Genomic DNA, 13,965 nt, shown 5'->3' with positions numbered 1-13,965 from the left:
GCCATAACGCTCGAAAGTGCGCGCCGGTCATAAAAACCGTCATAACACGTCTTTATAAAAACAAACTACCTCCGAGGTTTCCATGAACAAGCTTCTCTCCTCCAGGCCCGCGCTGTCATGGGCGGCGGCACTGCCTCTTGCGCTACTCTCATCCATAGCGTTTGCCGAGTGCGAACGTGGCGACCTCGACGCCATTTACTGCGATGAAAATGGCGACATGGTCGCCGACCGCCCCGCCGATGAGTCCGAATGGGCCAACCCGGACACGCTGATTTTCGCCTATACCCCGGTCGAGGATCCTGCCATCTATTCCGATATCTGGCAGCCCTTCATTGAGCACTTGTCCGAGGTGACCGGGCGCGACGTGCGCTTTTTCGCCGTGCAGTCCAACGCCGCCCAGGTCGAGGCAATGCGCAGCGGCCGGCTCCATATCGCCGGCTTCTCGACCGGCCCCACGCCCTTTGCCGTCAACCTGGCCGGTGCGGTGCCATTTGCGCTGATGGGCTCCGACGACGGCCAGTTCGGCTACACCCTTCAGCTGTTTACCCACGTCGACTCCGACATCGAAACCGTCGAGGATCTCAAGGGCAAGCGCGTTGCGCACACCTCACCGACCTCCAACTCTGGCAACCTCGCCCCTCGGGCGCTTCTGCCCGAGCTCGGCGTCACTCCGGACGAGGATTACGAGGTCGTCTACTCCGGCAGCCATGACCAGTCGATGCTCGGCGTGGTGGCGCGCGATTATGACGCCGCCCCGGTGGCCTCGGAAGTGGTCGAGCGCATGGCCGCCCGCGGACTCTACGATGAGGAGGACGTACGCCTGATTTATGAGTCCGACCGTTTCCCCACCACCTCCTACAATTACGCCTACAACCTGCACCCGGATCTGGTCGAAAAGATCGAAGAGGCATTTTTCAGCTTCGACTTCGCCGGCACCGAGCTTGGCGAGGAGTTCGACGGCGTCGAGAAGTTCATCCCGATCAACTACAAGGATAACTGGCAGGTGATTCGCACCATCCAGGCCGCCAACGGCGTGACCTATACGCCCGAGAATATGGAAGAGTAAATCGCACCGCGCCTCAAGGCGCGGTTTGCTGGCTGCCGATGGAAGCGACAACATGCTGGAAATCAAGAATCTGGTCAAACGCTATGGCCACAGCGAGCCCGTGCTCAAGGGGCTCGATCTCAAGGTCGAAGGTAACAGCGTGGTGTCCATCGTGGGCGCCTCGGGCGCGGGCAAAAGCACGATGCTGCGCTGTATCAACCGCCTAGTGGAGCCGACGTCGGGGTCCATCACGCTCAACGGGGTCGAGCTCGTCCACCTCAAGGGTGCCGAGCTCAGACGTGCCCGGCGCAAAATCGGTATGGTCTTTCAGGGCTTCAACCTGCTCGACCGGCTAACGGTGATGGAGAACGTGCTGGCCGGGCGGCTTGGCTACGTCAATCTGTTTCAGGCCATCTCCAGACGCTACCCGCAGGGGGATATAGACCGCGCCTTTCACCTGATGGAGCGCGTGGGGATCGCCCACTACGCCAACAAGCGCGCCGACGAGCTCTCCGGCGGCGAGCGTCAGCGCGTCGGCGTGGTGCGTGCACTGATGCAGGAACCGGACGTGCTGCTGGCAGACGAACCGACCGCCTCACTCGACCCGCGTACGTCCGAACAGATCATGGTGCTGTTGCAAAGCCTGGCGAGTGAGCTTTCGCTGCCGGTGCTGATCAACATCCACAATGTCGCCCAGGCCAAAACCTATACCGAGCGTATCGTGGGGCTTCGCCACGGCAAGATGATCTTCGATGGGGCTCCGGCGGCGTTCGACAAGGACGCACTCGACGAGATCTATGGCGGCATCGAGGCGCCGGACGGCGATATCACCGCAGATTCCGAGGCCCCGGAGGCGACGCATGACGCCCACTGAGTCCTCGCCACCACGCCGGTGGAAAAAACCGCCGTTCATCGCTAACCCGTTGCTACGCTACGGCCTTTTGATCGTCGCCGCCGCGTATCTGATATGGGCGTTTGGTTCGCTGCCGTTCAACTGGGCGCGCATCAGCGAAGGCGTACCGCGGGCGGCGCGCATCTTCAGCGGTGGCTTTCCGCCCAACTTCGACCGCTTCGAGCTGCTGGTGACCGGCTTCAAGGAGAGCTTCCAGATCGCGATTCTGGCCACGCTGCTGGGCGTTTTGCTCTCGATTCCTTTCGCCGTGATGGCGGCGCGCAATATCGCTCCGATGCCGATCTATCTGGTCGGGCGCGCGATCATCATCGTATCCCGCAGTTTTCACCCGGTGATCGTGGCGATTCTGTTCGTCGCCGCGGTGGGCTTTGGGCCGCTGGCAGGCATTTTGACGCTGACGCTCTACTCGATCGGCTTCGTCGGCAAGCTGTTGGCCGAAGAGATCGAAGAGATCGACTGGGGCCAGGTCGAGGCAATGCGCGCCGCGGGGGCGGGCTACCTGGCCACGCTCTTCTACGCCGTGTTCCCGCAAATACTGCCGCGCCAGATCGGGCTTTCCATGTATCAGCTCGACAGCAACCTGCGCGCCTCCGCCGTGGTCGGTATCGTCGGCGCCGGCGGTATCGGCGGCACGCTGATGAACGCCTTCGGACGCTACGACTACGACTTCGCCTTCGCGATTCTTTTGGTGATCATCGCGGTGATCCTGTTGAGTGAAGGTATCAGCGGCTGGGTGAGGAAAAAGATATGGTAGATCACGCCGAACAACTCGCCGACCGCGTCTGGCAACGTTTTGATCGCAAGGAGCGCCTGATTCGCTACGCGGTGCTGCTCGCCACCTTGATGCTCGTGGTCTGGGCGCTGAGCGATATCGATATCTTCTGGCCCTGGGTGTGGGACGCGCCCAATCAGATCTCCGGGCTGGCGGCGCGCATGTGGCCGCCGAGCCCGGCGGGCTTTGCCAACATCGTAAGCGCTTTGCTCGAAACCGTGCACATCGCCACGCTCGCCACTTTCCTCACCATCTTTCTCGCGCTGCCGGTGGCCTATATCGCCGCGCAGAACACCACACCCAACCGGGCGTGCCTGTGGCTTGGGCGCTTCATTCTGGTCTCGAGCCGCTCGGTGAATACGATCATCTGGGCGCTGCTGTTCGTGGCCATTTTCGGCCCCGGGGTGCTGGCGGGCATTCTCGCCATCGTGTTTCGCTCGATCGGCTTCATCGGCAAGCTGATGGGCGAGGCGATCGAGGAAATCGACCGGCGCCCGGTCGAGGCGATGGAGGCGACCGGCGCCTCGAAAGCCAAGGTGATCGCCTACGCTATCGTGCCCCAGGTAATGCCGGCGTTTTTCGCCATCGTCATTCTGCGCTGGGATATCAATATTCGAGAATCCACCGTGCTGGGGCTGGTGGGCGCCGGCGGCATCGGCGTGATCCTCCAGGGCGCGATCGATACCTTCGCCTGGCCGACGGTTGCAACGATTCTGCTGGCGATCATCGTGCTCGTGCTGATTGGGGAGGCGCTTACGAGTATCTTGAGGCGCAAGGTGCTTTAACGCGGCCAGCGGTTGACCGAACGTCGATCGCTTGCCATGTTTAATCAACCACTAACGACACGGAGGACGTTTGATCATGCCAACTTACATTGTGGTGGCCGACGCAGGACGCGCGCGCATCTTCACCCATGCCGCGAACAAGCTCACCGAGAAAGAGAGCCTGGTGCACGCCGAAGGGCAAATGCACGAAGGCGACCTGGTGACCGATAGCCCCGGGGCGGACGTACATACTGGCTCACAAGGCTCTGCCCGCTCTTCCGCCGAAGGCGGCGAGGCGCTCGAGCACGAAAACGAGATGTTTGCCAAGCAGGTCGTGCAATACCTGTTCGACGCCCGCACGAGCAACAAGATGGACGAGCTGATCCTGATCGCCGCGCCGAAGTTTCTGGGTCTTCTGCGCGACAAGCTCGACAAGCCGACGCAGAAGCTGGTGACGCATACGCTCTCCAAGGATTACACCAAGGCTTCGAGCGATGAGATCGAAGAGGCGATCAAGAAGCTCTGATCCTGCCGGGCGTCGCCCCAGTTAAAAATCAACTCATGTTAAGGCCGCTCCTGCCGATAACCAATGCGCTGCTTTTATTGGAAAAAGTAGTGTCATCTGTTCATCGATCAAGAGAGCGGCCATGCTATCCTCCCTACGAACCCGTATTCTGCTCGCCGCGTTGGCAGCGATCATCGCGGCATTGACCCTCAATGGCTTTGCCAGTTACTGGACCGTCAAGGGCCACAACGACGAGCAGATCCATCGCCATCTCGATGCCGCCCTGAAGGGCAACGCCCAAGCACTGAGAGAGTGGGTGGCCGCCCGTAATCGTCTGGTTGCCTCACTGCCCACCGTCGTTGAAAGCGCCGACCCGCTGGCGGCACTCCAGCAGCTTCAGACCGCTGGCGACTTCATGACCACCTACGTTGCCTACGCGTCGTCGAAACCGCCGGTCTTTTCCGACGGCTGGCAGCCGCCGGCGGATTACGACCCGCGCCAGCGCCCCTGGTACCAGCAGGCCGTCGAGGCCGGCACCACCATCGTGACGTCCCCCTACCTGGACATGATCTCCGGCGAGCTGGTGGTTTCCTTCATTCACCCCTACTACGCCGACGGCGATAGCGGTCGACTGCTGGGCGTCATCGGCGGCGATATCGGTATCGAAGACGTGGTGGGTATCGTTACCGGCATTCAGCCGACGCCGTCGAGCTTCGCCTTTTTGGTCACCGACGACGGCACCATCGCGGCGCATCCGGACAGCGCGCTGGCGCTCGAGCCTTCGACCGTACTGAGCGAGCAGCTCGACCCCGCCTTTCTAAAGAACCTGGAGAGCAACAACACGCCGACGCCGCTAGTGCTCGACCAGCGCGAAAAACTGCTGATGGGGCGCGACGTCGGGCTTGGCAGCGGTTGGGAGCTGGTGGTCGCCATGGATGAGCAGGAAGCGACCGCGGGCCTTCGCGCCATCGCCTTCTCGTCACTGGCCACGCTCATCATCGTGGCGGTGCTGACCGCGCTCGGCCTTGGCGTGCTGCTTTCGCTGTTGCTGCGCCCGCTCAAGGGCGTCGGCCACGCGATGGACAACATCGCCTCCGGCGACGGCGATCTGACCCAGCGCCTGTCGGCCACGGGCAAGGACGAGATCGCCCGCATCGCCGGCGCCTTCAACCGTTTTGCAGACAAGATGGAAACGGTGCTGATCGACGTGCGCACCAGCAGTGAAACCGTGCATCACGCCGCCAGCGAGATCGCGCTGGGCGGACAGGATCTTTCACGGCGCACCGACCAGACCGCCGCGAGCCTGCAGCAGACCTCGGCCTCCATCGAGCAGATCAACAGCACCGTCGGCCAAACCGCCGCCTCGTCAAAGGAGGCCAACGCGCTCTCCCAGGCCGCCTCCGAGGTCGCCCATCGGGGCCATGAGGATGTCTCCCGGGTCGTCTCGACCATGGAGGAGATCACCCGCGCGTCTGACCGCATCGGTGAAATCGTGACACTGATGGACGGCATCGCCTTCCAGACCAACCTGCTCGCACTCAACGCCTCGGTCGAGGCGGCGCGGGCCGGCGAGCACGGCCGCGGTTTCGCGGTGGTCGCCGAAGAGGTTCGCCAGCTGGCCCGACGTAGCAGCGACGCGGCCAACGATATCAAACGCGTCATCGAGGACTCCCAGGCCAGGGTGCATAGCGGTACAACGCTGGTTCGCAACGCCGGCGACACCATGCAGGAGATCGTGACCAACAGCGCGCGCATCACCGACGTCCTCGCTGAAATCACCGCCGCCACCAGCGAGCAAAGCGATGGTATTCAGCAGGTCAATATCGCGGTGAACGATCTCGACCGCATGACCCAGGAGAACGCCGCCATGGTCGAGGAGTCGACCACCGCCGCCGAGCAGCTAAAAGAGCAGGCCGATCACCTGGCCCGCACGATCGCAAGCTTCACCCTCTCGGCCACCACGCCGGCCCTCGGCTCGACGCGCCAGACCGCCGCCCTCCCCGCTGCTCAGTCACAGCCCGCGTTCTAAAAACGCCGCTCCCGGCTTGCCCGCGGCGCTCTCGACCCTGACGGTCGGTGAGCGCCGCATTTGATCCAAAGACGACGCCCCAAGCGCCGGCCGCGACAGCCGTGCGCTTTTTTGCCGCGAAGCCACGTCGGTATGTCAAGAAGATGCTTTTCATGCCGATATTCCTGTTAACGCCCGACTGTTTCGTTGACGTCGCTTTTTAATGGCGCCGCGCGCGTAGTGGCTTTTCCATCAGGCATAAGGACTCGAACATGCACTTCAAATCGCTTCGCACGCTGATCGCGACCCTGGCCGGTAGCGCTATTTTGCTGGTCGTGGCGGCGCTGGTGGTGTATTCGCTGATCGCCAACGCACGCACCCAGGCGCTGGTGGAGGAGCAAACCGAAACGCTGCTCGAACAAAACGCCGCAGCGCGGCTCGAGGCGCTCGCCTCGGCGCATACCGAAGAGATCAAGCGCGAGCTCGATCATGCGCTGACGCTGGCAACGAATCTTGCCAATCTCAACGCCATGCTGGGGGAAGTGGATGAGGCTGGCCGGCCGCTTTTGTATCTCAGCCGCCGGGAGTTTTCGGTGCTGATTCGCCAAACGGTGGTCGACAACCCCGAACTGCTCGATGCCTTCGTTGGCTGGGAGCCGGACGCCTTTGGTCTTGATGCGCGCTTTATCGGTCGCGAGGATCAGGGGTTCGGACCGGACGGCCGCTTCACGCCCTGGTGGTATCGCACCGAAAGCGGCGCCATCGAGGTGCTCGCGCTGGGCCAGGATATGGAAAACGAAGCGCTTGGCGACGACGGGATTCGCCGAGGCGAGTATTACCTCTGCACGCGGGAAACGCAGCGCACCTGCGTGGTCGACCCGCACTGGTACGATTACAACGGCGACAACCTGCTGGTGACCTCCTTCAACGCGCCCATCATGGTCGATGGCGAGTTCCGTGGCAGCGCCGGCGTCGATCTGTCGGTCGCGTTCATTCAAGGCCTGCTGGAAGAGGCCAATCAATCGCTTTACGACGGCGCAGGTGAAATGCTGCTGGTGGCAGGCCAAGGGGCTTTGGCCGCCCATACCGGCGCGGCAGAGCTTTTGGGCCGCGGCGTCGACACACTGCCCGCCTCGCTTCAAGGCGCTATCGCCCAAGCCCAGCAGGGCGAGCGCATCAACCAGACCAACACCGACGAGGGCATGTTCGAGCTCTATACGCCCTTCAGCGTCGATGGCAGCGGCCGCCCCTGGGTGATGGTGATTCGTCTACCGCAGAGCGCGGTCATGGCGGGACTTGAGAACTTACAGTCACAGCTTGCCGACCGAGGCCAGGCCTCCATGTGGGGCATGCTCCTCGTCGGCCTTTTGATTGCCCTGGCGGGTCTGCTGGCCAGCTGGCTGTTGGGCAGCCGCATCGCCCGGCCGCTGCGCTACCTGGCCGACCGGATGCGCGACATCGCTTCCGGTAACGGGGATTTGACCCAGCGCCTGCCGGTGCGCGGACGCAACGAAAGCGCTGAGCTCGCGATCCAGTTCAATGCCTTCGCCGACAAGATCCACGACGTGCTGGTGGATGTGCGCGCCAGCAGCGAATCGGTCCACCACGCCGCCAACGAGATCACTCAGGGCGGGCAGGATCTTTCCCGACGCACCGATCAGGCGGCGTCCAGCCTGCAGCAGACCTCGACCGCCATGGAAGAGATCAGCAGCACCGTGGGCCATACCACCAGCGCCTCGAAAGAGGCCAGCGGACTGTCGCACACCGCCGCCGAACTCGCCACGCGCACCAACGGCGCCTTCAGCCAGGTAGTGACGACGATGGACGAGATTCGCACGACCTCCGATGAGATCCAGAGCATCGTCAAGGTGATCGACGGCATCGCCTTTCAGACCAACCTGCTGGCGCTGAACGCCTCGGTCGAGGCGGCGCGGGCCGGCGAGCACGGACGCGGCTTTGCCGTCGTGGCCGAAGAGGTGCGCATGCTCGCCCGGCGCAGCAGCGAGGCGGCGGCGGACATTCGCCAGCGTATCGGCGCCTCGGTGGACAAGGTCGAAAGCGGCACGCAGCTCGTGCGTGAAGCCGAAAGCGCCATGCACGAACTGGCCGAGAGCGTCTCTCGCGTCAACCAGATGCTGGGCGACATCAGCACCGCCGCCGGCGAGCAGAACGACGGCATCGGTCAGGTCAGTATCGCGGTCAACGACCTGGATCAGATGACCCAGCAAAACGCCGCGCTGGTCGAGGAGTCCACCACCGCCGCCGAGCAGCTGAAGGAGCAGGCGGAGCGACTGGCCGAGCTGGTGGGCGGGTTCACGCTGGAAGGCGATTCAAGCCGCTCCCAGCTATTGCTATCCGATCCCGCCAAGACCCGCAGTTAGAAGACAGGCGGCGCTTCAGCACTGGGGGCCGCCACTTGCCCCCTCCCTCCACAGAGTACGGACCTTCTCGAAAGAGAGAAGGCCCGTATCCTAATGCATGCGTTAAAAAAGGGGTTTCTTTCTCAAGTCATGGGCGCGCAGGTCGATAGGAGAGAGCTCTCTACGTATAACGCACTCTTATCCTGCCTTTCCCTAACTGGCGAGAACCCAATGCCTTACTCCTTCGAATCGCACGTAGCCCCGCCTTCGCCACATCCACTACCCGCTACCAGTCAGGACGCCTGATATGAAATTCAAATCCGTGCGTACTCTCATCGCACTGCTGGTCGGTGGCTGTATTCTGCTCGTCATCACCGCGCTGGTCTTCTACTCGCTGGTCTCCGACAAGCGCTCCAACCGTCTGGTTGAACGTGAGACCAGGGCGCTTCTCGAGCGCAATATCGAAGCGCGCCTGGACGCCATCGCGGGCGAGCAAGCCGAGCGTATCAAGGGCCAACTGGAACACGCCCTGTCACTGAGCGAAGGCTTGGCGCGAACCAATGCCCTGATGGGCCAGACCGATGAGTCCGGGCGCCCGTCTCTGAATCTGAGTCGCCGCGAGCTCTCGCAGGCAATACGCCAGACCGCCATCGATAATCCTGAACTACTGGGTACTTACATTGGCTGGGCGCCTGATGCGTTCGGTCGCGATGAGGTATTCGAGGGGCGCGAGGGCATGGGTTACGGCGCAGACGGTCGTTTTCGGCCGCTCTGGTATCGCGATGAAAGCGGCAATGTCGTGGTCATCCCGCTCGATGAGTCAATGGAGAGCGCAGCGCTCCAGCCAAGCGGCGTACGTGAAGGGGAGTTCTACCTGTGCCCTCGCGATACGCTGGCCATCTGTATCGTGGATCCCATATCCTACGACTATGATGGTCAGGTAGAGCTGGTGACCTCATTCAGCACACCGGTGCTGGTCGACGGCGAATTTCGCGGCGCCGCCGGTGTCGACGTGTCGGTCAACTTCATTCAGTCCATGCTCAACGACGCCAATCAATCGCTTTACGATGGCGCGGGCGAAATGGCGCTGGTGGCCTCGGGCGGCACATTGACAGCGCACACTGCCCGGGAAGACGCACTGGGCCAGCCAGGTAGTGACGTACTCGATACCTCGGTACAAACGTATATCCAAAGCGCCCAACGTGGTGAAGCGGTTCGCCATCACGATACCGAGCAGGACGTGATCGAACTCTACTGGCCTTTCACCATTGGCGACACCGGCACGCCTTGGGTGCTGGTATTGCGCCTGCCGGACAGCGCCGTCATGGCTGGGCTTTACACGCTGCAGCAAGAACTGAGTGACGAAGACCAGGCTTCCATGTGGGGGATGATTCTCATGGGCCTGGTCGTCGCCTTGGTAGGGCTGCTGGTCAGTTGGTTGCTGGGTAACAGTATCTCCCGCCCGCTGCGCCATCTCGCTGACCGGATGCGCGACATCGCTTCCGGTAACGGGGATTTGACCCAGCGCCTGCCGGTGCGCGGACGCAACGAAAGCGCTGAGCTCGCGATCCAGTTCAATGCCTTCGCCGACAAGATCCACGACGTGCTGGTGGATGTGCGCGCCAGCAGCGAATCGGTCCACCACGCCGCCAACGAGATCACCCAGGGCGGGCAGGATCTTTCCCGACGCACCGATCAGGCGGCGTCCAGCCTGCAGCAGACCTCGACCGCCATGGAAGAGATCAGCAGCACCGTGGGCCATACCACCAGCGCCTCGAAAGAGGCCAGCGGACTGTCGCACACCGCCGCCGAACTCGCCACGCGCACCAACGGCGCCTTCAGCCAGGTAGTGACGACGATGGACGAGATTCGCACGACCTCCGATGAGATCCAGAGCATCGTCAAGGTGATCGACGGCATCGCCTTTCAGACCAACCTGCTGGCGCTGAACGCCTCGGTCGAGGCGGCGCGGGCCGGCGAGCATGGCCGCGGCTTTGCCGTCGTGGCCGAAGAGGTGCGCATGCTCGCCCGGCGCAGCAGCGAGGCGGCGGCGGACATTCGCCAGCGTATCGGCGCCTCGGTGGACAAGGTCGAAAGCGGCACGCAGCTCGTGCGTGAAGCCGAAAGCGCCATGCACGAACTGGCCGAGAGCGTCTCTCGCGTCAACCAGATGCTGGGCGACATCAGCACCGCCGCCGGCGAGCAGAACGACGGCATCGGTCAGGTCAGTATCGCGGTCAACGACCTGGATCAGATGACCCAGCAAAACGCCGCGCTGGTCGAGGAGTCCACCACCGCCGCCGAGCAGCTGAAGGAGCAGGCGGAGCGGCTGGCCGAGCTGGTGGGCGGGTTCACACTCGACACTTCCGCTGCGCCCTCCAATCGCCTGCCCTCCCCGCCGCGAGGCTAATCACTCGCATCACGCCCTGACATGCGCCGGCCAGCATCCTTGAGGCTCGCCGGCGCACGTGTTCAAACCGCTCGGTCTCGGCGCTTACTCCTCCCCTCCAGAACCTCCTTTGCCACTAAAGTCTTACTCTCCAGGGCCGATAGTGGAGCAGCCATGAATGACTTGGCTCACGACACAGACTGCCTCCCCTTAAAGTGAGAATTGGATGCTTACGTCCCTGCGCATGCGCATTTTGCTCGTCACGCTGACGATTATTACCCTGGCGCTGCTGATCAACGCAGCAGTCAGCTACGTTACTCTGAAAACGCACGGTGATCGCCAAATAAGCGAGCAACTGACAGCGACTTCCAGCGACAACGCATCGGTCATCGAAGAGTGGGTGAGCGCCCGCATTGCCATGATGGAAGCGGCGCGCTCGCAGGTTGTTGCGCCAGACCCTACCACCTCGCTCATTCAGCTCGCCGACTCCGGTGGCTTTTTAAGCGCGTATATCGGCCTTCCTGACGGTGGCCTGATCTCATCGGATGGCTGGATTCCCGGGGATGACTTCGACGCGCGCCAGCGCGGCTGGTATCAAAGCGCCGTCGCCCAGGACACCACTATCGTCTCGCTTCCCTACCAGGACTCCAACAGCGGCCAACTCGTGGTTGCTTTCGCAACGCCGGTCAAACAAAACGGTCGGCTGTTCGGCGTGATCGGCGGCGACGTTCCAATCGATCAGCTCGTCAGCCGTGTTAACGCGATCCAGCCCACACCGTCGAGCTTCGCCTTTCTCAGTAGCGCCGGCGAGACCCTCATTGCCCACCCAGACCAGGCGCTGGCGCTAGCGCCGCTCGAGCGCGTAAGCCCGGCGCTGACCCCGGCACTGATCGGCCGCCTGAGCGAGACTCAAAACCGTTGGGAAGGCGTCGAGGTGCAGGGCGATACCAAGCGCATCGTTGTTACCCCCATCGCCGGCACCGACTGGGAGCTTGGCGTGGCGCTCGACGAGCACGAGGCCACCGCCGGACTGCGCGCAACGCTTCACTCTGCGCTTCTGACGCTGCTGATCGTGCTGGGCGTGACGGCGCTTTTGGTCGGACTATGGCTCAAGCGCACGCTGGCAGGGCTCGAGCGCGCCCGCGATGCCTTGAACGATATCGCCAGCGGCGAAGGCGATTTGACTCGGCGCCTGACCGTCGCCGGCAAGGATGAAGTCGCTCAGATCAGCGACGCCTTCAACCGCTTCGTCGACAAGATGGAGCACGTGCTGATCGACGTGCGCGCCAGCAGCGATGCGGTGCATCATGCCGCCAACGAAATCGCCTCCGGCGGCCAGGACCTTTCACGGCGCACTGACAATACCGCGGCGAGCCTGCAGCAAACCTCCGCCTCCATCGAGGAGATCACCAGTACCGTCCAGCACACGGCATCTTCGGCCCAGGAGGCCAGCCAGCTTTCCCGAAACGCCTCGGAAGTGGCGGGTCACGGTGGCGAAGTAATGGGCAGCGTGGTCACCACCATGGAGGAGATCACTCAGGCCTCGGAGAAGATCGGCGAGATCGTCAACTTGATGAACAGCATCTCGTTTCAGACCAACCTGCTGGCGCTCAACGCCTCCGTCGAGGCGGCACGGGCCGGCGAGCACGGCCGCGGCTTTGCGGTGGTGGCCGAAGAGGTGCGCAACCTGGCCCGGCGCAGCAGCGACGCGGCCAACGACATTCAGACGCTGATCGAGGATTCCCAGGGCAAGGTCAATAGCGGCACCTCCCTGGTGCAAAGCGCCGGCCACACCATGGCGGAGATCGTTTCGCACATCACCCGCGTCACCGACGTGCTCGAGGAGATCGAGGCGGCCACCAGCGAGCAAAGCGAAGGCATCAAGCAGGTCAACGTCGCGGTAGCGGATCTGGATCGCATGACCCAGGAGAACGCCGCGCTGGTCGAGGAGTCCACCACCGCCGCCGAGCAGTTGAAGGAGCAGTCCGGCCAGCTGGCCACGGTGATTGGAAGTTTCAAGGTCTCCAGCTCCAGCGCCCCGGCCCGAGCGCCCGCTTTGACCAAAGCGCCGCAGCCGGTGGCATCGACACCGCGCCTGGCGACGACCTCCTCCACCCAGGGTGACTGGGACGAGTTTTAAGGCGGCCTTACGGCACCGGCGGCAGTTCGATATCGTCACTTCGGCTGGCGCCGGCGGTCATCTCACGACACAGGCGCAGAAACTCGCGCACGCCGGTGGTCAGGTACTTGTGCCGGTGCCAGATGAAGGTGAACTGGCGCTTGAGATCCAATTCCGGGGTGGGCAGCGCGACCAGGCTGCCACGCCGGAAGGCGTCGCGCAGGGCAAGGCGTGAGACACAGCCAATGCCAAGGCCCGACTCCACCGCGCGCTTGATGCCTTCGGTGTGCTCCAGCTCCAAAAGCGTATTGAAGCGGCTTCGGCGATGACGGGCCGCGTGTTCGAGCGTCATGCGCGTGCCGGAGCCCTCCTCGCGCATGATCCAGTCCTCGCGTAAAAGCTGCTCGAGTTCCAGGTGCTTGCGCCCGGCAAGCGGGTGGCGCGGCGAGCAGAACACGCAAAGCTCATCCTCGACCCAGGGTTGGCTGACGATCATCTCGTCGTCGCACTGGCCTTCGATCAGGCCCAAATCCAGTGAGTGCTGGCGCACGCCCTCGATGATATGGCGCGTATTGCGCACCGCTAGCCGTACTCGACTGCCCGGATAGCGCTGCATGAAATCGCTGATCAAAAGCGTGGCCAGATAGTTGCCGATGGTCAGCGTCGCCCCCACCTCGAGCGCGCCTACGCCCTTCTGGCCGCGCAGTAGCTCCTCGACCTCCTCGGCGCGGTCGAGCAGCGCGACCGCCTTGGGCAACAGCTGAAACCCTAACGCGTTGAGCTTGAGCCGCTTGCCGAGTCGGTCGAGCAGCTGGCAGTCGAACTGGCGCTCGAGCTCGGTCAGCGCCGTGCTGGTGGCGGATTGCGACATGGCGAGCGCGCGCGCCGCCTGGGAGACGCTTTCGTGCTGGGCGACGGCCACAAACACCTCGAGCTGGCGCAACGTATAGTGCATGACCCACCTATATCGATTTTGCAGATAATGTTTATCAGTATAATTGACTTAACAGATATGCCGCCACCGACTAGACTTTGCGGCATCATCATTCATCGCTTTTATTCTTTTATCGAATATTCAATGCGAATGCCT

At 62.8% G+C, this 13,965-nt stretch carries 10 protein-coding genes; 9 read left to right on the top strand and 1 reads right to left on the bottom strand.

Annotated features, from left to right (window positions below; genetic code table 11):
• The first annotated feature begins 82 nt into the window (after positions 1-82).
• The 9 genes from phnD to RN346_RS00990 all read left to right on the top strand — a co-directional run bounded on the left by phnD (position 83) and on the right by RN346_RS00990 (position 12,896).
• The gene (phnD, locus tag RN346_RS01030; RefSeq protein ID WP_263585466.1) at positions 83-1,066 is read left to right on the top strand and encodes a phosphate/phosphite/phosphonate ABC transporter substrate-binding protein; all 984 of its coding nucleotides are present in this window, start codon (positions 83-85) and stop codon (positions 1,064-1,066) included.
• Positions 1,067-1,118: 52 nt separating this feature from the next.
• A complete protein-coding gene (gene phnC / locus RN346_RS01025; RefSeq protein ID WP_263585467.1) occupies positions 1,119-1,919 on the top strand; it encodes a phosphonate ABC transporter ATP-binding protein in 801 nt (266 codons plus the stop codon).
• Complete coding sequence (gene phnE / locus RN346_RS01020) at positions 1,906-2,712, top strand: phosphonate ABC transporter, permease protein PhnE (RefSeq protein ID WP_311961865.1); 807 nt, start codon at positions 1,906-1,908, stop codon at positions 2,710-2,712. Before phnC ends, phnE (RN346_RS01020) begins: the two co-directional genes overlap by 14 nt.
• Positions 2,706-3,515, top strand: a complete 810-nt coding sequence (phnE, locus tag RN346_RS01015; RefSeq protein ID WP_263585469.1) for a phosphonate ABC transporter, permease protein PhnE — start codon at positions 2,706-2,708, stop codon at positions 3,513-3,515. The genes phnE (RN346_RS01020) and phnE (RN346_RS01015) overlap by 7 nt, the downstream gene beginning before the upstream one ends.
• 76 nt (positions 3,516-3,591) lie before the next feature.
• Positions 3,592-4,020, top strand: coding sequence for a host attachment protein (locus RN346_RS01010; RefSeq protein ID WP_263585470.1), 429 nt, complete (start codon positions 3,592-3,594; stop codon positions 4,018-4,020).
• 121 nt (positions 4,021-4,141) lie between these two features.
• The gene (locus RN346_RS01005) at positions 4,142-6,028 is read left to right on the top strand and encodes a methyl-accepting chemotaxis protein (RefSeq protein WP_311961864.1); all 1,887 of its coding nucleotides are present in this window, start codon (positions 4,142-4,144) and stop codon (positions 6,026-6,028) included.
• 251 nt (positions 6,029-6,279) lie between these two features.
• Positions 6,280-8,388 carry a methyl-accepting chemotaxis protein gene (locus RN346_RS01000; RefSeq protein ID WP_311961863.1) on the top strand — a complete coding sequence of 703 codons (2,109 nt, stop codon included), beginning with the start codon at positions 6,280-6,282 and terminating at the stop codon, positions 8,386-8,388.
• 286 nt (positions 8,389-8,674) lie between these two features.
• Entirely contained in the window at positions 8,675-10,777 is a 2,103-nt protein-coding gene (locus RN346_RS00995; protein WP_311961862.1) for a methyl-accepting chemotaxis protein, read from the top strand.
• Between the two features lie 205 nt (positions 10,778-10,982).
• Complete coding sequence (locus tag RN346_RS00990) at positions 10,983-12,896, top strand: methyl-accepting chemotaxis protein (protein WP_311961861.1); 1,914 nt, start codon at positions 10,983-10,985, stop codon at positions 12,894-12,896.
• 7 nt (positions 12,897-12,903) lie between these two features.
• Here RN346_RS00990 and RN346_RS00985 read toward each other — a convergent pair whose 3' ends face one another.
• The gene (locus RN346_RS00985; RefSeq protein ID WP_263585475.1) at positions 12,904-13,830 is read right to left on the bottom strand and encodes a LysR family transcriptional regulator; all 927 of its coding nucleotides are present in this window, start codon (positions 13,828-13,830) and stop codon (positions 12,904-12,906) included.
• Between the last annotated feature and the right edge of the window lie 135 nt (positions 13,831-13,965).

Source organism: Halomonas sp. PAMB 3232, assembly GCF_031954225.1.
GTDB lineage: Bacteria > Pseudomonadota > Gammaproteobacteria > Pseudomonadales > Halomonadaceae > Vreelandella.
This window is presented reverse-complemented; position numbering and strand designations above follow the sequence as displayed.